This is a genomic window from Aquitalea pelogenes (assembly GCF_001515305.1).
GTDB classification, from domain to species: Bacteria; Pseudomonadota; Gammaproteobacteria; order Burkholderiales; family Chromobacteriaceae; genus Aquitalea; species Aquitalea pelogenes.
On record NZ_LNQV01000061.1, the window covers coordinates 1 to 20414 of the forward strand.

Sequence of the window (20414 nt, forward strand, 5' to 3'; positions counted from 1 at the left end):
AAGCGCTCGGCCAGCTGCGGGAATTGCGCCTGGTAAGTGCGCACGCACTGGCCTACCTCCTGCCAGAACGCTTGCTCTGGCAGGCCGCAATGCTCATCCGGCATGAACAGGTCGTAGCGGGCAAAGCGCTCGGCCAGCTGCGGGAATTGCGCCTGGTAAGTGCGCACGCACTGGCCTACCTCCTGCCAGAACGCTTGCTCTGGCAGGCCGCAATGCTCATCCAGAATGGCGGACAGGTAGCGGAAGAAACCGTCGAACACATCGGTGAACAAGGCCAGCAGCTTCATGTGTTCCGGCACCTTCACCGCCAGCCGTGCTACCGCTGGCGGCAAGGCGGCGTCCGGGTTCAGGATGGCGGCTTCCTCGGCAATGTCCTTCATGATGGCGCGCTGCGGAATATTGTTTTCCAGCTGCAGGATGAGGTTTTCCCCATGTGGCATGAACACCAGCTCGTGGGCATAGAAACAATGCAGCAGCGGTGCCAGATAGGCTTGCAGATAGCGCGCCACCCAGTTGCGCGCGTCCAGGCCGGAACTCCTGATCAGCGCCGCCAGCAAGGACTCTCCGGCGGCATCGATGTGCAGCAGCGCGGCCATGGTCATCAGCCGTTTGCCCGGCCCCAGCAAGGCCGCCGGGCTTTCGCGCCACAGCGCCGACAACATCTTCTTGTACGGCGAGTCCTTGCTGATGCCGTTGTCGAAATAGGGATTGCGAAAACCGATGGACGCCACTTCGCGCAAAATGGCAAAGCCTTGCTGGCGCAGGTAGACATCGCTGTCCACCAGTTGGCGGATCCAGTCGTTGATGGCCGGGGTGGCCAGCATGTAATACGGTGACAGCCCGCGCATGAAGCCCATATTGAGAATGGACAGCGCAGTTTTCACATAGCGGCGCTGCGGCTGGCTGATGTTGTAGAAGGTGCGGATGGACTGCTGCGCCAGATAGGCATCCTCGCCATACCCCAGGCAGACGATATGGCGCTGTGCCACCTCTGGCGCAAAGGAAATGGCCAGCTTGTTGAACCACTGCCAGGGGTGGGCCGGCATCAGCAGGTAGTCGTCCATGTCCAGTTGCTGCGCAGCCAGCTGGCGGGCAAAACCGGCCAGCACCGCGCTGCCCAGTTCTTCTTGCAGCAGGCGCTGGTAGTCCAGATCGGCCGCGCACGAGAAGGTGGCGCGCGACTTGTGCACCGCCAGCCAGATCAGGCGCTGCGGTGCCGCGGCTTCCGGCGCATGGCGCAGGTAGTCCACCGCATCGAAGCCGATACGGCCGTTATTGGCGACAAAGCCCGGGTGCCCTTCCATCATCGAGGTTTCCACCGACTGGAAATCCGCCCGGGTCAGTTCCTCGGCACTCAGTCCGCCACGGGCATGCTTGTAGGCACTGCCATACAGGGTGCTGCTGATTTCCTCCAGGTACACCGGCATCATGTCGTCGCCAATGCCCAGCACCGCCTTGAATTCGATGATGAAGGCCAGCGCGTCCAGCTCGGCGGCGGCACCCCGCACGGTGCGCCGGATGGATGCCGGGTCGATCAGCCAGTGCTCCAGCGCCAGCACACGGGCGCGGAAAGTGTATGCGCCGCTGCCATCCGGAATGGGCAGGCGGTATTCGCCCCAGCCGTCCTCTTGTTGCTGCAGTTCGGGTGTCAGCAACAGTTCGTGGGAAAACTCGGCAATGGCCTTGCGCAGCAGCAGGCGGTTGACCTTGGCCCAGATGGCCGGCTGCAGATGGGAAACCAGTTGTTGCGGATGTTGATGATTGACGTTTTGCATGGTGTTCCTTGCACCAGGGCGTGGCCGCCTGACAGCGGCTGCCCCGGCAGGGTAAATGTTGTCAGAGTGCACACGCGGCCTGGTCGGCGATGGCTTGCAGATGGGCGTCAAACTGCGCCCGTGTGCAGAAAGCCAGCGCGGCGCGCTTGTGCGGCAACGCGATTTCGCCGTGATAGACAAAGCCGGCATAGCGGTTGAGCTGGTGAATCTTGTCGTTGCGTACATCCGGCTCCACCACGACGCGGCGGACGGACGGTTCGGCAAACAGGGCCGCCAGCACCGTATCCATCGCCACCCGGCTAAAACCGCTGCGCGGCTGTACTGGCGGAGCCAGCAGCAGATGCATGCCGATATCGCCGGGCTGCACCGGGTAATGGCGGCCCAGTTCGTCATGGGCCGGGTCGTAGCGCTCCATCAGGAAAGCCGGTGCATCGTCCAGCCAGGCCAGCCAGGCCTGGGCATGGCCACTGGCCTGCAAGCTGGCATAGGCGGCAGTGACCGCTGCCAGCGCATGCCCCTGCATGCCCCAGTAGCGGGCGTAATCACGCTGCACCCAGTCATGCAGCAAGGGGATGTCCTCGGAAATGCGCAAGGCATGCAGGCGAAAGCAGCCAAAACCCTCCACCTGACGGGTGAACAAAGGTAAACGCGCCGTCATGGGCAAACTCCTTGGGAAAGTGCCGGGGCAGGTTCCCGCAGCAATACAGGGGATAACAGCCAGCACAGCAGCAGCCCCAGCGCCGCAGCCACAAACGGGGCCAGCAAGCCATGGCCTGCCACCAGCACACCGGCAGCGGAAGAGGACAGCAACACGCCCAGGTTCTGGCACAGGCTGATGCGGCTGTAGTCACGGGCATAGCGTGCCGGGCTGCTGTGGCGGAACAATTGCAGGTCCAGCCACACCGTCAGCTGGAACAGCGCCCAGCCAAACAGGCAGCGCCCCAGCAACAGCAGTGGCAGCCAGGGCTGGGCCTGCAACAGCAGACCGGCCGCCCCCAGCCACCACAGGTGGCGCAGGCCAGCAGTTGCCGTCAGGCCACGCTGCGAACGCCGCCGCGCATGCCACAAACCCAGCAAGGCCATGGCAGCAGGCAGCGCAAACACCGCCGCAGCCAGCAGGCTGTTGTCGATACCGCTTTGCTGCTGCCAGTACAGGGCAAAGAAGCCGCGCACCAGATAGGCACTGCAGTAGAACAACAGCATCAGCAGTCCCAGCCGCCACAGCGCAGCACCTGCCGCCTGCGGGCTGGCTGCCTGTTCCTGCTCTGCCTCCGCAACCGCAGATGAGGCATGCGGATGCCAGCGCAGCCACAGGCACAGGGCCATCTGCAGCAGGTCTGCCAGCGCCATCAGCAAGAAGATATCGCCCGGCGGCAACAGGCCCAGCAAGGCACCACCCAGCAAGGCGCCGCCGATGCCACCAAAGTGGACAATCACCGACAGCAGGCCGATCAGGCTGCCGTGCTGCTGCCGTGGGGTCTGGCTCATCAGCAGCGGGTAGATCAGCAGATAGCTGGCCTTGCACGCCACCATGCCCAGCGAGGCCAGCCAGAAGGCCGCCATGCTGTTGCTGTAGGCGCTGCACAGGCATAGCAAGGCGGCTGCCAGCTGGGTGGCAGGCAATAGCCGCAGCAAGGCCACCCGCCGTGCCAGTGCCGCCCAGGCGGGCAGCGCCAGCATCACCACCAGGCACATGGCAGCCAGGTAATTGCCTACCAGGCTGGCATCGTTCACCCCGAAGCGGCTGGCAAAGTACTGGGGATAAAACGGCAGCAATACCGCATCGCCCACCACCGCCAGGCTGGTCAGGGTCAGCAATACCCGCCTCATGCGCTCATGCGCTCCGGCGCGGGTTGCGACTGCGGCACGGTGAATTGCTGGAAGGCAATGCGCTGCTCCACCGGATAGTGGGCAACACCGGTCATGCTGCGTATCAGCCGGGCATTGCGATAGCACGCCATGCCAAGGTCCGGCGACGACAAGCCGTGGGTGTGCAGTTCGGCGTTTTGCACAAACAGGCGGTGGTCGGCATCGATGCTGTAATCGCGCGCTACGGCAAAGCGGCCACGGGCATCACGCTGGATGCGCCCGGCAACCGGTGCCAGGAAGTCTGGCTGGCGGTAGCCATAACCGGTAGCCAGCACCAGGGCGGCGGTTTCCAGCTGGAAGTCCTGTTGTTGTTCCTGCTGCTGCAGGCTGAGCACGAAGCGCCCGCTGGCCTTGTCATGCCGGCAAGCGGTGAGCGCGGTATTGGCCAGCAGCAGGGTGCTGGGCGTGCCGTTCAGGTGCTTGCGGTACAACAGTTCGTGAATGTCGTTGATCAGGCTGGCATTGATGCCCTTGAACAAGCCCTTTTGCTGCTGCAACAACTGGTCGCGCTGCGGCAGCGGCAACTGGTGGAAGTAATCCACATATTCCGGCGAAGTCAGCTCCAGCGTGAGCTTGGTGTATTCCAGCGGGAAGAAACGCGGCGAGCGGGTAAGCCAGTTCAGCTGATAGCCGTAGCGGTCGATGTCCTGCAGCAGGTCGTAATAAATCTCCGCCGCGCTTTGCCCGCTGCCGACGATGGTGATGGAAGGCTGGCGCTGCAAGGCGGCCTTGTCCGCCAGATAGCTGGCGGAGTGGCTGGCCTGCTGCTGCACCGCCTGGCAGCACTCAGGCCACAGCGGCACGGTGCCGGTGCCCAGCACCAGATGGCGGCCACGGTATAGCTCGGCCTCACCGGTGGCCAGGTTGTGGCAATGCACCTGATAGAGGTGATTGATTTCGTCGTACTCCACCCGCTCTACCCGGCGCTGCCAGCGCAGGCTCTCCAGCTGGGCGCACACCCACTGGCAGTACTGGTTGTACTCCTGACGCAGCATGAAAAAGTCTTCGCGGATGTAAAACGCGTAAATCCGCTCGCTTTGCTTGAGGTAGTTCAAAAAACTGAAGCGACTGGTGGGATCGGCCAGCGTCACCAGATCCGCCAGGAACGGCGTTTGCAGCGTGGCATTTTCCAGCAGCATGCCGGGGTGCCAGTCAAAGCCGCTGGCCTGATCGAGAAACACACCATCCAGCCCGTCCAGCGGTTGGCTCAGGCAGGCCAGGCCCAGGTTGAAGGGGCCGATGCCAATGGCAACAAAGTCGTGGATCTTGCTGTTCATTACAGCGCCCTCCTGACAGACAACACAGGAATGACGGCTTGCGGGACAAAAATCTGCTTCATGTTTTCATCTCTCCGGGTACTGGCTGGGCCAGTGGGTGGGAGGTCCGGTTCCGGCGGGCCACTGTCTGGGCAAACCGGACGGACAAGGCTGTCCCGGCGGGTGCTTAGCAACCCGCCAAGGGCTTACAGGAAGCCTGCCTGCCAGCGCGCTGCATGCTGCTAGTTGTCATGAATGCCACTCCTGCAATCAGAATTTTCACAATATTATTGCGAATGATAATAATTATCAATAGCATTATTGCATCAACTCTGCCGCGGCCACACGCCGCAGGCATGGTCGAATGCTTCCCGTTCAGCACGCCGGCAGGGGGCCGGTCGCGGGAGGTGGTATCCGTCACCCATCAAGGAAACAGTGATGAACAACAGCAAGAAGAACCCGTCTGCCAGCCTGGCACTGGGTCACGCAGTGTGCATGGCCAGCCTGGTGCTGGCGGTGCAACAGGCTTATGCCGCCACGGACAGCGCTACGCTGGAAACGGTGAAAGTGAACGCAGAGCAGCGCAATGATGCGCTGGCCCCGACACAGGGTTATCAGGTGGGCAGCAGCAAGAGCGCCAGCAAAACCGATACGCCGCTGCAGGACATTCCGCAGGCGGTATCGGTGGTCACCCGCCAGCAAATCGAGGACCAGCAAGCCCGCACCATCAGCGAAGCACTCAATTACACCCCGGGTGTATTTACCGGCGCGGTGGGTTCCACCACCCGCTACGACTACATCGTGTTGCGTGGTTTCAGCGACCATCCCACCGCCAATGAATTTCTGGATGGACTGCGCCTGTTTGGCGACCCGGATGGCTACAACACCCTGCAGATTGACCCCTACGTGGTGGAAAGGCTGGACGTGGTACGCGGGCCGGCATCCGCCAGCTATGGCCAGGCCGCGCCCGGTGGCGTGGTGGCCATCACCAGCAAGCGCCCACTGCAATCGGACTACCACGAGTTGTCATTAACGGTGGGTAACCACCAGCAACGCAGCCTGGGGCTGGATTTTGGCGGTGCCGTGGCCGGGCGCGACGACTTGTCCTACCGCCTGGTTGCCAAGGGCAGCGCGCCGACCAGCAGCAAAACGGTGCCAGCACCGAGCGCTATGTGCTGGCGCCCTCGCTCAACTGGAAAATCAGCGACCGCACCAATCTGCTGCTGCAAGCCTATTTGCAGAAAGACCCCAGCACCGGCTACCACGGCACCCTGCCCTACTACGGCACCGTAGTGCCGCATAACGGCAAGACCATCTCCACCAGCTTCAACGAAGGCTCCAGTGGCGACGGCATGAGCCGCGATCAGCAATACTTTGGTTATCAGCTGGAACACCGCATCAACGACGCGCTGACCTTCCGCCAGCAATACCGGCTGCAACTGAGCAAGACCGACCTGAGCCAGTACTCCGACGTGGGCTGGGTGTCGGACAGCTCCGACCTGCTCAACCGCACCTATGCCCGCTCCAGCGAGCGCTCCACCGCCCACATCATCGACAACAACCTGGAAGCCCGCTTCAGTGCGCTGGGACTCAGGCACACCGTGCTGGCCGGGCTGGACTACCAGACCAGCCGCAACAAGGGCGACAACTCCTATACCTACACCGGCACCACCATCAACCCCTTCAACACCGTCTATGACGACAGCAGCCACCCGCTGTCCTACAAATACTTCGACCGCAAGCGCGATCAGACCGGCGTCTACCTGCAGGACCAGATGGCACTGGACAACTGGAAGCTGACCGCCGGCCTGCGCCACGATCAGGCCAAGGTATCGGAAACCAATACCGGCACCGGCGTGAGCAACAGCTGGGATGGCGGCAAGACTACCGGTCGGCTGGGGCTGGTCTACCAGGCGGCCAATGGACTGAGCCCCTACCTGAGCTACAGCGAAGGCTTCGACCCGAGCCAGGCCTATGCCACCGATACCCATGGCAATGTGCTCAAGCCGATGCAAAGCAAGCAAAGCGAAGTCGGCATCCGTTACCAGCCAGGCAGCGACATCCAGCTGTCGGCGGCCATTTACGACTTGCGCCAAAGCAATGTCGCCCAGTACAACGCCACCACCTTCAAATACGACCCCATCGGCAAGGTCCGCTCACGCGGAGTGGAACTGGAAGCCAATGCCAGGCTGAGCCCGCGCCTGTCGCTGCTGGCGGGCTACACCTATACCGACATGGAAGTGACCGAAGGCAGCAACCAGGGCAAGACGCCGTATCTGGCACCGGCACACAAGGCCACCGCCTGGCTGGACTATGCTTTTGACAGCGGCATCAATCTGGGCGGCGGCATTCGCCATACCGGCTGGATGTGGGCCGACAGCGCCAACACACTGACCATTCCGGGTGTCACGCTGTACGACCTGCGCCTGCGGCTGCAACTGGGCCGGTTCAGCCCGTCGCTCAAAGGCAGCACGCTGCAGATCAACGCCAACAACCTGGCCAACAAGACCTACGTGGCATCGTGCTACAGCAGCTATGCCTGCTACTACGGCGAGAAGCGCAATATCAGCGCCACCCTCAGCTACAAGTGGTAAGCCTGCCCGGCAAAGAAAAACGCCTGACACAGTCAGGCGTTTTTTGCTTGTCACCGCAGGCAGGGCCGCCTAGTCGGCGCTCTGGCGCAGGCCGTCCACATTCAGCAGGCTGATTTCCCGGCCGTTCACCTCGATCAGCTGCGCTTCACTCAGCTGGTGCAGCATGCGCGACAGGGTTTCCGGTGTCAGGTTCAGCCGCGAGGCAATCAGGTTCTTGTTGACCGGCAATGTCACCAGCGGCATCGGTACGGCGAGGTCGGCATTCTGCAACAGATAACCCACCACCCGTTGCAGCGATGTTTCAATGGTGTAGCGCTCCACATCGCGCACCAGTCCGTGCAGCCGCATCGACAGGCCCGCCAGCAGGCGGCGGGCAAAGGCCGGGTCTTTTTCGATGGCCTGGTTGATGCCTTGCGCCTCCACTTTCAGCAAAAAGCCATCCTCCAGTAGCTGCGCCATCACCGGGCAGGGCTTGCCCAGAAACATCACCGCCTCGGCAAAGCTCTGGCCCGGATGGATGATTTCCATCACCTTTTCACTGCCCTGAGACGAGGAAATGGCCAGTTTCACCCGGCCATACACCACCAGGAACATGCCATCACACGGGTCGCCCTTCTGGAAGATCACCTGCCCCTTGCTGCCACGCACTTCGTGGGTAAAGGGCACCAGCGCCTCGATCTGCGCCGGAGACAGTTGCTGGAACAAAGGCTGATGCCGCAAGAAAGCGGGAATATCGACTGTTTGCATGATTTTTCCAAAGGCGGGCCGGGTGCACGCACCCGTCATGCCGCCGACTATAGGCCGCCAGCACCGACATCGCCATGCACACAAAGCATCAGGCAACTACGCCAAACGGCGTAGAACACGCTGCCGTATGCGCGCTGGCGTTCGGTGGTTTTAACGACTGCCAGCTTCAGTGACTGGTCCCTTCCGAACGGTTGACCTTGTTGAACACATTGTATTTGCCAATCGGCTTGGCCATGGGCAGCGCCGCCACTTCGCGCAGGGTTTGCGCATCCACCACAATCAGCTCGCCGGGGTTTTCCATCACCGACACCAGCGCATAACGGCCATCGCGGGTGAACTCCACATGGGCGGTGGTCTTGCCCGGCCGCAGCACCAATTGGCGCACCACGCTGAGGCTGCGCTTATCGATGATGGACAGCGTGTCCTTGTGCGCGCTCATCATGGAGTCGGCCCATGCATAGGGCGTGTTTTCATGGCTGCGCAGGAAAAAGCCCGGCCCCGGCAGCTGCACCTGCCTGATCAACTGCCAGCTGTCCATGTCGACGAAACTGAGCTGGCCGCCCTTGAGATTGGGCGTGGCCATGATGCGGTGGCCATCACGCTCGAAGCTGATGCCGGAACCCAGGTGCGGCATGCCATCCAGCGGCAGGTCCGCCACCTTGCTGCGTGCATCCAGGCTGATGACCTGCGCCTGGCCGCTGCGCGAGGCACCCAGCACATGCTGATAAGACGGGTCGAAGTAGAAGTCGTCCAGCACCATGGACAGCGGCGTCACGCGCGGGGTGAGGAAACCCGGCTGAGCCAGCGCCTCGCCCATCTGGTAGTCATGCACCAGTCCGGGGTAAACCGGCGCGGCGTGGCGGTCGTAGCTGATTTCCCACAGCTCCGGTATATCTTTTAACGCCACCACAAAGCTGTGGCGCGGTGCGGCTTCGTACACCGCAGACACCCGCGATGGATGACCGGCGGCATCACGCACCGCAATGGTTTTCACCGGTGCCAGGCCGTGGGCGTCCAGCAGCACCAGCGTTTGTGGCAGGGTGTTGCCGGCCAGAATCCAGTTGCCGTCATCCGATACCGCGATATTGCGCGTGTTCAGGCCCACGCGAATGTCTGCCACCACTTGCAGGCTGTACAGGTCGTACTGGGTCACCCAGCCATCACGGCTGGAAAAATAGACAAAGCGGCCATCAGGAGAAAACTTGGGCCCGCCATGCACTGCATAGTGGCTGGTAAAGCGGGTGATGGGCCGGAAGCGCTCGCCATCCAGCACCGTGACATGGTGGTCGCCCGCCTCCACCACCACAAACAGGTTGAGCGGGTTTGCCGTGTATTGCGGCTTGGCCGGCAGGCTGGAGAGTGCCACCGGCTGGCGGTGCGAGGCGCGCATGTCGGCATCGCTCCAGCGTGGCGGTGTGGCCGGAGCACTTTGTACATAGGCGGTGAGCTGTTTGATTTGCTCCTCGCTCAACTGGCCGGCAAAACCGGCCATCTGGGTGGCGCTGCGCCCCTGACGGATGGTGTTGCTGATTTCGGCGGTTTTCAGCCGCTCCAGGCTTTCCGGCAGCAAGGCCGGACCCATGCCGCCCAAGCGGTCGGCCCCGTGACAGCTTTGGCAATGCTGGCCGTATAACTGCGCGGCAGCGGATGGATCCATGTCCGCTGCGGGAGCAGCATGCAGCGGCAGGCTGAGGGTCATGGCAAACAAAACAAGCCAGTATTTCATCATGCTGTCTCCCTGTGCCATGGCGTCAGCGGTGCCAGCGCATGCACGCCGCTGGCCACCCCTACTTCTTCATCGCTCAGATAACAGGCCGGGTCCGCCGCCCAGAAATTGCCGGTCAGCTCCCAGGCGCGCACCCGGGTATTGCCATTGCAGATGGCCAGATGCTGACAGGCGGCACAGCGCCCTTCCACCGGCCGTGGCGACTGGCGCAGCCCGGCCAGCAGCGGGTGGGACAGGTCCTGCCAGATGGCGGAAAACGGCCGCTGGCGCACATTGCCCAGCGTCACCTTCCACCACATGGTATCCGGGTGCACATTGCCCAGATTGTCGATATTGGCCACGTTCACCCCGCTGGCGTTGCCACCCCAGGCCAGCAGGCGCTGGCGCAGCTGCGCCGCCTGCGCCGGGTAATGGCGCGCAGCCCAGTGCAGCAGGTACACCGCATCGGCATCGTTGTTGCCGGTAACGAAATCATGCGGCTTGCCAGCGCGGATATGCTGCAGGCAGGACTCGATCAGCAAGTCCATCGCCCAGCGGGTGCGCGGCTGGCGGGCATCATCCGCCCGGTGCTTGTTGCCGCGCCCGGCATAGTTGAGATGGGAAAAATAAAACTTGTCGATGTCTTCCACTGCCAGTAGCTGCAATAGCGCAGGCAGGTCGTCGGCATTGTCTTCGGTCATGGTGTAGCGCAGGCCCACTTTCAGCCCGGCATCGCGTGCCAGCCGCATGCCGCGCAAGGCCAGCTCGTAGCCACCGGCCAGGCGACGGAAGCGGTCGTGGGTGGCTCCGATGCCATCCAGGCTGACCCCGACATAGTCAAAGCCCACTGCCGCCAGCGCGGCAATATTGCGCTCGTCAATCAGCGTGCCATTGCTGGACAGGCCGACATAAAAACCCATGGCCTTGGCGCGGGCGGCCAGCTCGAAAATATCCGGCCGCAGCAGCGGTTCGCCGCCGGACAGAATCAGCACCCGCACACCAAAGGCGTACAGATCGTCCATCACCGCGCAGGCTTCTGCCGTACTCAGCTCACCCTGGAAATCCTTGTTGGCCGAGGTGGAGTAACAATGCTGACAGGTGAGGTTGCAGCGGCGGATCAGGTTCCAGATCACCACCGGGCCGCCGGGTTTGCCGCTACGGGCGGGGGCGGCTGCCGGGTCCAGCAGGCTTTGCAGATAGGGCGTCAGGCGCAGCATGGCTGGCTCCGGCAATGGTGATGGCCATCAGTGTGCAGGCCGCCCCCTGCCCGTCTCCTTGACCCGTATCAACGGGATCAATCCCGGCTTACACCCGCAGGCCGGACTTTTTCAGGATGCGGGTGGAAAACAGCAGCGCATGGCGGCGGCAGGCCGGGCCGAGCAATTGCAATAGCGCGGCCTGCTGTTCTCGTACCGCGCGGCGATTGTCGCCATGCACCATGGCAAACAGGTTGTAAGGCCAGTGCGGCAGGTGGCGCGGACGGCGATAGCAGTGGCTGACGCAATCCAGCGCCCCCAGTTGCTGGCCCAGCTCATCCACCAGCTCGTCCGCCACATCAAACACCGCCATGCCGTTGGCGCGGTAGCCGATGGCGTAGTGGTTGGGTACCGCGCCGATGCGACGTATCACGCCCTGCTCCAGCATGCGGCCCAGCCGGCTCAACACCTCCTGCTCTGGCAATTGCAGGGCGTCGGCCAGCTGGCGGTAAGGCTGCTCCACCAAGGGCAGCCCGGCCTGGCTGGCGCGGATCAGCCGCCAGTCGTCCTCGTCCAGTTCCGGCACCATGGGCTGTTCATCCAGACTGCCACGCCCGGCACTGGCCTGCCCCACCGCCGCCTGGCCGCCCACGGTAAAACGCATGCCGACAAAGTATTCGCGCTGCTTGGGAAAGGCATGCACGGTAAGACCGGTCAGCAGTTCGATGGCGCTGCAGGCGGCGGAAATTCCGGCCTGGCTGGCGGCGGCCAGTACAAACCACATATTCAGCTTGTGGCTGCGCTGGTAGTTGTGCGCCACCGCCGGCAGGCTGTTGACTGCCGCCGCCACCTCGTCAAAGCGTGCCGGTGGCACTGCCAGCGCCGCCAGCACAAAGCAGCCACCCATGCGTTCTATCTGGTACAGCGGTCCAAATCGGGTCAGCACCTGGCGCTGCAGCAGGCCATCCAGCCCTTGCCGCAAGGCCAGCTCGCTGCAACCCAGGGTGGCGGCGGCATGGGCAAAGGGCTGGCTGGTAAGCGGAAAGCCACCTTGCAGCTGGTTCACGATGCAGGTTTCCAGCGGGTTGAGTGCTGCCCGGCTATGCGTGATGGCCATAACAGGCTCCGCGTTGGGTGTAGCGTTTTATCGAGGGCAAAACCGCGTGCGGATAATCCTGCAGGCCATGACGGCGGACCAGATCATCCAGCATGGCGTGCAGGCTGGCGGCATCACTGGCGTGAATCATGCAGAACAGCTGGTAAGGCCAGTGCGGCGGCCGCGCCGGGCGTTCGTAACACAGCGTCACCGCCGATTCTGTCGCCAGCTGGCAGGCGATGGCTGCGCGACGGGCGGCATCGTCGATCTGCCACACACACATGGCGTTGTGGCGTAGCCCAGCTCGGCATGGCGCAGTACCGCGCCAAAGCGCCGCAGCACGCCTTGCTGCTGCCAGGCTTGCAATTGCTGCAGCACCTCCGGCTCGGTCAGGCCGCAGTCGCGGGCCAGCAACTGGAACGGCCGCAATTGCAGCGGCAGGCCGTCTCGCAAGGCGGCCAGCAGGCGCTGCTGCCGCCAGTCCGGGCGTATTGGTTTCGGCTGCGGTTGTGGCTGGCGCGCAGCCACGCTGCCATCCAGTGCAAAGCCCAGGTCGATATGGTATTCGCGCAGCAAGGGCAGGTTGAGCGGTGCCAGCCCGGTGGCCAGATGAATGCGCGACAGCACCTCGGCCACTGCGGCGGCATCGCTGGCGGTCACCACAAACCACAGGTTGAAGTGGTGGTCGCGCTGGTAGTTGTGGTTGACCTCGGCATGGCTGCTGACAAAGGCGGCCACTGCATCCAGCCGCTCCGGCGGCACAGCCAGTGCGGCCAGTGTGCTGCTGCCCACGGTATTGGGGGCAAACACCGCCCCCAGCCGGGACAGCAAACCGGCCTGCCGGGCCGTAAACAACAACTGCATGAGTTCACTGGCCGTCCAGCCATCGCCCAGCATGGCGGCCATGTCGGCAAATGGCGTGGCACTGAGCGGAAACTGCTTCTGACAACGGTCCAGTGCCTGCAGGCTGCGCGGCGGCAGTACACCAGGGCTTGAAGGGTCTGGCATCACATCCCCATCCTGCTGGCACGGCTGCTGAAGAAAATACCGGACGGCTCCAGCGCCGGCAGCGTGCGGCGCACGGTGAGCGTGGCGGTGTCGATCACCACCAGCTTGTTGTCGTCACGGCTGGACAGCCACACCGCATCGCCACGCGGGGTAAATTCCATGTGCAGGATGGCACGGCCCGGTTGCAGGGTCTTGATTAGCTGCCGGGTCGGCACATCAATCACCTGCACCTTGTCGTTATCGGGGAAGGCAAAATTGACCCACACCCGCCGCCCGCCCGGTTCGGCCATCACGAATACCGGCTGGCCCAGCACCGGCACTGTCGCCACCTGCGTCCAGCTGCGGTTGTCGGCCACCAATATTTCGTGCTGGCCGATGGCAGGCAGGAAGGCGTAATCCCCGGCGATGGACCAGCCGCGCAAATGCGGCATCTTGTACACCGGCAGGGTCTGACGGCCACGACCATAGCCGGCCAGAATGCGCCGCACACCGGCGTCGGCATGCCAGCTATCCAGCAAGGCGAGGCCATCCTCGCCGTACAGCCCGGCAATGAAATAGCGGCCATCGCCACTGGCCAGCCCGTCGTAAGGCTGCTTGCCGATATGCTGGAAGCGCTGGATTTTGGGTGCCGTGGGCGTGCTGGCGTCCAGCACGTCGATTTCATCGGCATCAAACAGCGCATAGGCAAAACGCTTGCCCGGCAGGTCGGCAAGGCCCACCACGCGCGAGGGCTGACCATTGGGCCCGGCAGCAGCGGGAACACTGGCCAGCAAGGCCAGGCTGTCGGCATCAAACAGTTTCACCCCGCCGGGGCTGTAATTCTGTGCGGCAATCACCCGGCCATCGCTGGAAATGGCTCCGCCTATGCTGTTGCTGGCCTGCTCCACCCGCGTCTCCAGCCGGGCGGTCAGCAAATCCACCTTGCTGATGGCGCCATCGCGGCCAAACACATAGGCATGGCGGGCATCCGGAGAAAACACCACCGAGGCATGGGACAGATCACCCAGGCCCTGTACCCGTGCCAGCGCCTGTTCATGGGTGTTGTCGACGATCTGCACGCTGCCGCTGGCGCGTTCGATCACCACGCCCAGATTGCCCGTACCACGCAAGGGTGGCGTACTGGCGCAGGCGGCCAGCACCAGGCATGACAGTGGCAGCAGCAGGCGGGCTAGCGTGCGCCGCCCTGTTGCAAGAGTTGAACCAGCCATTGCGCTTCTTCTTCGGAAAGGAACGCCGCCACGGCGCCATCGGGGTGCCGGGGCGGCCATTGAGAATGGTGGCCACCAGGCTGTCGGCCGGTTTGCCGGCCAGCGCCTGGGGGGTGAGCGGGCTGCCAGCCCGCCTTTCAGACTGAGCCCGTGGCAGGCACCGCAATCGTTATGCAGCAGTTGCAGCAGCTCACCCGCACGGGGTTCTGCCGGTGGCGCTGCTGTGGCCTGCTGGCACAGGCTGGCAGCCAGCAAGGCCGCCAGACAGATGCCACGCCTTACTGGGCCAGAATCCATGTCACCAGCTGCTTGAGGTCGGCATCCGGCACTTGCGGATTAGGCGACATCGGAATGGCACCAAAACTGCCGGAACCACCCGCCTTCACCTTCTGCATCAGCTTGGCGGTGACATCCTGCCCCTTGTATTTGGCCGCCACCTGCTTGTAGGACGGGCCAACCAGCTTGGCATCCACGCTGTGGCAGGCCAGGCAGTTGTATTGCTTGGCCAGTTCCGGCCCGCTGGCCGCCTGGGCCAGCCCGGCCGACATCAGCCCACCCAGGGCCAGCGCGATCAGTACATGTTTCATGCTGCTCTCCTTGTTCCGGCAGACCACGGACGATCTGCCGGATTTCAACAGTGAAAGGACGGCGACGACTTATTTCAAATCAATAAATATCGTGCTGGGTGTTGAACACATTGAACTTGCCGGTGGGGGTGATCAGGCGCGGGTCCTTGATCACAGCCTTGAGCTTGCGGGTCTTGTCGTCCACCACCACGATGGCCGACTGCTTGTCCTTGCCGCTCCACACCGAGAACCACACCTCGCTGCCGTCCTTGTTGTACTCCGGCTGCAGCACGCGCTTGGCACCATCGCCCAGGCCAGACCACTCGCCAATCGGCAGGGTGACAAAGCCCTTGTCCAGATGATTGATGTCAAACACGGCAGTACTCTGGCTCACCGCGGCATCCGGGTTCAGCGCGGTATCCACCCACAGATTGTGGGATTTCGGGTGAGTCTTGATGAACAGCGAACCACCGCCCTGCCCCTTGAGTACCCGCACCACCTTCCAGGCTGGCCTTGTGCTTGTCCGGGTCGGTGCCGATCAGGCTGATGCTGTCGTCGCCCAGGTGGCCGGTGGCCCATACCGGGCCGTATTGCGGGTCGACAAAGTTGGCACCACGGCCCGGATGCGGGGTCTTGCCTACATCCACCAGCGCGGCCAGCTTGTCCAGCTTGGTATCCACCACCGCCACCTTGTTGGAGGCATTGGCAGCCACCATGAAGTAACGGCCGGTGGTATCGAAACCGCCGTCATGCAGGAACTTGGCCGCGTCGATGGTGGTGGTTTTCAGGTTGGACAGGTCGGAATAATTCACCATCATGATCTTGCCGGTTTCCTTGGCATTGATGACGAATTCCGGCTTGTAGTGGCTGGCCACAATCGAGGCCACGCGCGGTTCCGGGTGGTATTCGTTATCCACCGTCATGCCACGGGTGCCGACGATCTTCAGCGGCTTGAGGCTGTTGCCATCCATGATCACGTACTGTGGCGGCCAGTAGGCCCCGGCCACCGCCAGCTTGTCTTCAAAGCCCTTGAACTTGGAGGTTTCCACCGAACGGGCTTCCAGGCCGATGCGGATTTCCGCCACCGTGTCCGGCTTGGCCATCCACAGGTCGATCAGATTGATCTTGCCGTCGCGGCCAATCACGTACAGGTAGCGGCCGGACTGCGACAGGCGCGAAATATGCACGGCATAGCCGGTTTTCAGCACGCTGACAATCTGCTTGCTATTGCCGTCGATCAGCGCGATCTGGCCAGCGTCCCGCAGGGTGACCGAGAACAGGTTGGCCACATCCAGATTGTTCTCTTTATGCGTTGGCCGCTTTTCCGGCGGAATCAGCACCTTCCAGGTGCCCAGCATGTCCTTCATGCCGAATTCCGGCGGAGTCGGCGGTTCCTGCTGCACATAACGCGCCATCAGATCCACCTGGGCATCGGTCAGCTCACCGGAAGTCCCCCAGTTGGGCATGCCGGCTGGCGAACCGTACTTGATGAAAGTCTTCAGGTATTCGGTACCCCGCGTCAGGGTGATGTCCGGTGTCAGCGGCTTGCCGGTGGCCCCCTTGCGCAACACCCCGTGACAGCCGGCGCAGCGTTCGAAGTAAATCTGCTTGGCGTGGGTGAACTCCGCCTCGGTCATCGGCGGGGCCTTGGGGTTGATGTTCTGGTGCATGGGCTCGGAAGCCAGTGGCGAGGCGGCTCCCTGGTATTTCGCCTCCGGGGCGGAAGTCGAGGTAGTGGCGGTATCCGCCCAGGCCTGCAACACGGAAAAAGGCAGGGCCGCCAGCAACACACTTCTTGGCAGCCAGGACAAGCGCGGGGTCTTCATGGTTAGGGCTCCAGCGTGACAGTAATGCTTGGTTGCCGGCATCTTCATCCCGCGGGCATATCCCCCTCCTTGATTCGAATCAACGGTTTAACCATGGCATGGCCAGGGTCTCCGCTCCTCCTTCATCCCAGCTATCACGCAATATCCCGGCACCACGCCGGCTTGATCCTCCAACCATACCGAAGCAATTCAGGAAAATTCAGACATCTCCCACCCAGGCAACGCCATTTCCCGATAGCTCGAGATCCAGACTCAAACAACCATGCACCTGACATGGCAACAGATGCTGCTCGAACAACTGCCGACCGATAACAGGCTCTGCGCCAATGACGTACTCCCCCGTAAACCAGGACCAAACACCATGCTCATCAGCCCGCCCTCTTTACACCATCGCCAGCAACAGCAAAGCGATGCTGACTGGCTCGCCAGCATCCTGCCCGACCCAAGCGTAGGCCGTTACCCATTGAGCACGGGCTTCGAATGGCATGGCGGCATCCATGTACTGCTCAACGGCAGTGGTGAAGCCAATACCGTACGCGCCATTGCCAGCGGCAATGTCATCCATTTTCGTGATTGCGGCCCCGGTGAACTCAGGCCGGAGCCGGACTCGCCCATCGCCCGCTTCGGTTTGAATAGCCCCGGCTGCGTGGTGATGCGCCATGAAACCGAAATCGGTGCCGGGCCGGATGGCCACGTAGTGTTCTTTTCCGTCTATCAGCATCTGGCCAATTTGAAGCCGGCGGTACGTGATGCCTTTAAAACCGGCAAGTTGCTGCCACGCAAACAGGCATTGGGCCAGTCCGGCTATGCGGGAGGAAAGGCAGGCTTTCATTTTGAAATTTTCTGCAACAGCGAAAACCTGCGCCGCCTGACTGGCCGCACCGGCGGGCTGCTGCCACTCACCCAGCATGGCCGCGACAACATCCTGTTTGGTGACATTCACTTTTATCTGCCTGCGGCCACTCCGCTATACCGGTTTGCCAATGAGCAAGCCGACTGGAGCCCGCGCCATGCCAGCCTGCGTCCGGCCAGCCACACCGACCGACCACTGTTTGTCACCCTGCAATTCGACAAGGGCAATATCAGCCTGTACACCCGGCAACAACAAGGCCAACACTATCCTCTGCTGCCGGACACCCACCGACCGGCCTACTGGCACAACTACGAAGCCGGTATGGCGAAACTGGCGGGAAAAATTGCCGATCAATACCCGGCAGCCTCCGCCAGCGCGGTATACGAACTGCTGCGTTTTGGCCGACTTGTCGCCCGGGAACAACACAGCGCACTCCCCGCACAACTGCCGCACTGGCACCAGATCAACACCCCGACCGGCTGGCACTGGGTCAACCTGGCCAGCAACGACATCAAAAAATACAGCGATGCCGACTTCCCGCACTGGCTGGGCTGGACCTGGATAGACGACGACCCCAGCGACGACGGCCTGTGCCAGTCCCCCACCCTGCACGGCTGGCTGCTGCCGCCTGGCCAGCCCAAAACCAGGGACAGTCTGCTGGCCGCCATCCCGGCACAACAAGCCCGGCTCTCACGCACCATCTGCCGCTTTCCCACCGAATGGGACAGCAACAAGGTGGATGCCCGCTACGGCTGGGTACGGCAGGAAAGCGCCTTCAACCCCAAGTCAGAGGTCATGTCCGCTGCCGATTATCGGGTCTACAAGATCAAGATCGAAATGCTGAGCTTCTGGCAACAGATTCTGCCACGCAGCATGGTCCAGGCCGGCAAGAGTTGTTACCAGGAGGAAAGGAATTTATACGACCGCAGTCTGGAAGATCACATCTGGCACTTTCATCCGCGTGAATTCATTCAGGTATTCCGCAAATGCAAATGGCTGAGCAGTGTGGAAATGGAAATGGCGGTATTACCGGAAGCCAAACCCAAGCAAGGGCCAAACGCAGAGGAACAGATCAGACGTTACAAAATTCCGCTCAACCTGGCCATGCGCAAATACCTGATTGATACCGGCCTGCGCTGCAGCCATTTCATTGGCCAGGGCTGCGTGGAGTCTAACGCTTTGAAAAGCATGGTGGAGACTGCACAGTATCAGGATTATGTATTAAAAATAGGGAAAAGATATATCGATGAGTCATTAATTTATTATGAAATGAAAGAAAAAGACTGGTGGGGAAGCAAGCAGAAAGATCGAGTCGATATTTTCAACCACACCAGATACACCACCACCGGCACAATTAGTGGCAATTCTTATGCCTGGCGAAATGGAAATATCGACACCATAGACGCGCAGAAATTCCGTGGCCGTGGCTTCAAGCAACTGACCGGGCGTAGCAATTACGCCCAATATTGGCGCTATCGCGGCTGGCTGGCCAAATCATCCTTCGATGAATACTGGTGGGATGACCCTGCCTATAAAAATCGTCAGCCGGAGAAAATGAAGCGCCGCCCCGCCATCATCAATAATCCGCACATCATTGCCATCGACCCCTATAACTGCATTGATAGCGGTGCCTACTTTATTACCGCAGAACGACCCCAAATCAAGCTGCACATGCAAAGCATGAACGACAACAGCATCATTGAAGTAAGCCGTGCCATCAATGGTGGCATCTATGCCAAGGAGCAGAGAATAAAACAAAGCTATCGCGCCTACCATGTTCTTGGTGACGAGATCGAACCCAAAGATAAAAAAGAATATCTCAGCAAGTATGTCGAACGATTTACCTTGGCCATCGAAAAACAAGGACATGAAAAATGAAATACATAATTGCCACAACACTACTGGCGCTCGGCACTACCGCTGCATCAGCACATACCATTACGCACATCTACATTAAGGATAGCGATATAGTTCGTACCGATATCAAGCAAGCAAAGGAAGGCTCACCGGGCAACACCTATGTCCATCTGAATGGCAATACCTGCGAAATCATTGAAGGTAGTGCTGCGGCAGCTGACTGGATAAAAATGAGCTCGGACAAGCAGTACCTTATACTATTTAATGACTACGTGGATATGAAACAACTTAAGGCCTGCAAGACAAAAATGAAGCTTTCTGGAAAAGCCTATGGAGATTTATCCGACATGAACAAGGAAAAAAATATTTTCCTTAGCATTACCGAATACGGCTTACGCTGGCCATGTTCCATTGCATCAATCAATAAAATACCTACAGCAAAAGAAATCAATATTGCAGCAAAGCCATTTTATGCGCAGAAAAAATCTGAACGCACCATGCGCAAGAATTCCTTTGGTGGTGGCGGCAGATTTTCACCCAATGGCAATTATCTGGCCCTGTCATTACCTAATTTCTCCTGCCGCAAAGGCAGTTACCCCGGCGTATACGATACTCGGACCTGGAAAAAGGTGGAGTTCACCACCCCGGATGTCGACGCCCGTTGCGATGCCCTGTTTCCCAATCTGCCCACCCCCAGCCGTACCCTGAAACCACTTTGCGTGGATGAGGATTTCAATGAATATTGACACCACATCGCTGCAATAACTCAGCTGAATGAAAGAAGAAAAATTGAGTGAATGATAAATATAGAGGAGAAGAATGAAATCCATCATCACCGCAGGCATCATCGCGCTGTCC

The 20414-nt window shown here is 61.1% G+C and carries 16 protein-coding genes and 1 pseudogene; 4 read left to right on the top strand and 13 right to left on the bottom strand.

Features of this window, described 5'->3' with window-relative positions:
- The 4 genes from AWT75_RS18415 to AWT75_RS18430 form a co-directional block, all read right to left on the bottom strand.
- The coding region (locus AWT75_RS18415; protein WP_062791063.1) for an IucA/IucC family protein at positions 1-1775 on the bottom strand (1775 nt) is incomplete at its 3' end.
- A 61-nt stretch (positions 1776-1836) separates the two neighbouring features.
- Entirely contained in the window at positions 1837-2433 is a 597-nt protein-coding gene (locus AWT75_RS18420) for a GNAT family N-acetyltransferase (RefSeq protein ID WP_062791065.1), read from the bottom strand.
- The gene (locus AWT75_RS18425; RefSeq protein WP_204377103.1) at positions 2430-3593 is read right to left on the bottom strand and encodes an MFS transporter; all 1164 of its coding nucleotides are present in this window, start codon (positions 3591-3593) and stop codon (positions 2430-2432) included. Before AWT75_RS18425 ends, AWT75_RS18420 begins: the two co-directional genes overlap by 4 nt.
- Positions 3594-3601: 8 nt before the next feature.
- The gene (locus AWT75_RS18430; RefSeq protein WP_062791068.1) at positions 3602-4921 is read right to left on the bottom strand and encodes a lysine N(6)-hydroxylase/L-ornithine N(5)-oxygenase family protein; all 1320 of its coding nucleotides are present in this window, start codon (positions 4919-4921) and stop codon (positions 3602-3604) included.
- Between the two features lie 417 nt (positions 4922-5338).
- On the opposite strand from AWT75_RS18430, the gene AWT75_RS23190 reads away from it, so the two are divergent.
- Together AWT75_RS23190 and AWT75_RS18440 are read left to right on the top strand one after the other, a co-directional pair.
- Positions 5339-6193: a TonB-dependent siderophore receptor gene (locus tag AWT75_RS23190; RefSeq protein WP_062791070.1), complete on the top strand. Its 855-nt coding sequence runs from the start codon at positions 5339-5341 to the stop codon at positions 6191-6193.
- Positions 6076-7494, top strand: coding sequence for a TonB-dependent siderophore receptor (locus tag AWT75_RS18440; RefSeq protein ID WP_239689657.1), 1419 nt, complete (start codon positions 6076-6078; stop codon positions 7492-7494). The genes AWT75_RS23190 and AWT75_RS18440 overlap by 118 nt, the downstream gene beginning before the upstream one ends.
- A 69-nt stretch (positions 7495-7563) precedes the next feature.
- Here AWT75_RS18440 and AWT75_RS18445 read toward each other — a convergent pair whose 3' ends face one another.
- From AWT75_RS18445 to AWT75_RS18480, 9 genes and pseudogenes are all read right to left on the bottom strand, one after another.
- Positions 7564-8241 (bottom strand): Crp/Fnr family transcriptional regulator, encoded by a 678-nt coding sequence (locus tag AWT75_RS18445; RefSeq protein WP_045846247.1) that lies wholly within the window; start codon positions 8239-8241, stop codon positions 7564-7566.
- Between the two features lie 166 nt (positions 8242-8407).
- Positions 8408-9970 carry a cytochrome D1 domain-containing protein gene (locus AWT75_RS18450; protein WP_239689655.1) on the bottom strand — a complete coding sequence of 521 codons (1563 nt, stop codon included), beginning with the start codon at positions 9968-9970 and terminating at the stop codon, positions 8408-8410.
- Positions 9967-11163 (bottom strand): heme d1 biosynthesis radical SAM protein NirJ, encoded by a 1197-nt coding sequence (gene nirJ, locus AWT75_RS18455; protein WP_062791074.1) that lies wholly within the window; start codon positions 11161-11163, stop codon positions 9967-9969. Before nirJ ends, AWT75_RS18450 begins: the two co-directional genes overlap by 4 nt.
- Before the next feature lie 88 nt (positions 11164-11251).
- Positions 11252-12259: a siroheme decarboxylase subunit beta gene (ahbB, locus tag AWT75_RS18460; protein ID WP_062791076.1), complete on the bottom strand. Its 1008-nt coding sequence runs from the start codon at positions 12257-12259 to the stop codon at positions 11252-11254.
- Positions 12243-12521: a hypothetical protein gene (locus tag AWT75_RS22325; RefSeq protein WP_239689656.1), complete on the bottom strand. Its 279-nt coding sequence runs from the start codon at positions 12519-12521 to the stop codon at positions 12243-12245. Before AWT75_RS22325 ends, ahbB begins: the two co-directional genes overlap by 17 nt.
- On the bottom strand, positions 12446-13246 hold the full coding sequence (locus AWT75_RS21035; RefSeq protein WP_204377105.1) for an Lrp/AsnC family transcriptional regulator: 801 nt from the start codon (positions 13244-13246) through the stop codon (positions 12446-12448). Before AWT75_RS21035 ends, AWT75_RS22325 begins: the two co-directional genes overlap by 76 nt.
- Positions 13246-14454 carry a cytochrome D1 domain-containing protein gene (locus AWT75_RS18470; RefSeq protein WP_062791078.1) on the bottom strand — a complete coding sequence of 403 codons (1209 nt, stop codon included), beginning with the start codon at positions 14452-14454 and terminating at the stop codon, positions 13246-13248. The genes AWT75_RS21035 and AWT75_RS18470 overlap by 1 nt, the downstream gene beginning before the upstream one ends.
- A gap of 278 nt (positions 14455-14732) precedes the next feature.
- Positions 14733-15041 (bottom strand): c-type cytochrome, encoded by a 309-nt coding sequence (locus AWT75_RS18475; RefSeq protein ID WP_045846240.1) that lies wholly within the window; start codon positions 15039-15041, stop codon positions 14733-14735.
- A 79-nt stretch (positions 15042-15120) separates the two neighbouring features.
- Positions 15121-16894: pseudogene (locus AWT75_RS18480) on the bottom strand (cytochrome D1 domain-containing protein).
- 313 nt (positions 16895-17207) lie between these two features.
- On the opposite strand from AWT75_RS18480, the gene AWT75_RS18485 reads away from it, so the two are divergent.
- Entirely contained in the window at positions 17208-19577 is a 2370-nt protein-coding gene (locus AWT75_RS18485; protein WP_062791080.1) for a hypothetical protein, read from the top strand.
- Positions 19574-20302, top strand: a complete 729-nt coding sequence (locus AWT75_RS21405) for a hypothetical protein (protein ID WP_153013383.1) — start codon at positions 19574-19576, stop codon at positions 20300-20302. The genes AWT75_RS18485 and AWT75_RS21405 overlap by 4 nt, the downstream gene beginning before the upstream one ends.
- The last annotated feature ends 112 nt before the right edge of the window (positions 20303-20414 follow it).

Bases quoted from the DNA above. Each gene is read 5' to 3' on its own strand.
- AWT75_RS18420 (WP_062791065.1), bottom strand. From the start codon at position 2,433: ATGACGGCGCGTTTACCTTTGTTCACCCGTCAGGTGGAGGGTTTTGGC.
- AWT75_RS18430 (WP_062791068.1), bottom strand. From the start codon at position 4,921: ATGAACAGCAAGATCCACGACTTTGTTGCCATTGGCATCGGCCCCTTC.
- AWT75_RS23190 (WP_062791070.1), top strand. From the start codon at position 5,339: ATGAACAACAGCAAGAAGAACCCGTCTGCCAGCCTGGCACTGGGTCAC.
- AWT75_RS18445 (WP_045846247.1), bottom strand. From the start codon at position 8,241: ATGCAAACAGTCGATATTCCCGCTTTCTTGCGGCATCAGCCTTTGTTC.
- AWT75_RS18450 (WP_239689655.1), bottom strand. From the start codon at position 9,970: ATGATGAAATACTGGCTTGTTTTGTTTGCCATGACCCTCAGCCTGCCG.
- nirJ (WP_062791074.1), bottom strand. From the start codon at position 11,163: ATGCTGCGCCTGACGCCCTATCTGCAAAGCCTGCTGGACCCGGCAGCC.
- ahbB (WP_062791076.1), bottom strand. From the start codon at position 12,259: ATGGCCATCACGCATAGCCGGGCAGCACTCAACCCGCTGGAAACCTGC.
- AWT75_RS22325 (WP_239689656.1), bottom strand. From the start codon at position 12,521: ATGTGTGTGTGGCAGATCGACGATGCCGCCCGTCGCGCAGCCATCGCC.
- AWT75_RS21035 (WP_204377105.1), bottom strand. From the start codon at position 13,246: ATGCCAGACCCTTCAAGCCCTGGTGTACTGCCGCCGCGCAGCCTGCAG.
- AWT75_RS18470 (WP_062791078.1), bottom strand. From the start codon at position 14,454: ATGGCTGGTTCAACTCTTGCAACAGGGCGGCGCACGCTAGCCCGCCTG.
- AWT75_RS18475 (WP_045846240.1), bottom strand. From the start codon at position 15,041: ATGAAACATGTACTGATCGCGCTGGCCCTGGGTGGGCTGATGTCGGCC.
- AWT75_RS18485 (WP_062791080.1), top strand. From the start codon at position 17,208: ATGCTCATCAGCCCGCCCTCTTTACACCATCGCCAGCAACAGCAAAGC.
- AWT75_RS21405 (WP_153013383.1), top strand. From the start codon at position 19,574: ATGAAATACATAATTGCCACAACACTACTGGCGCTCGGCACTACCGCT.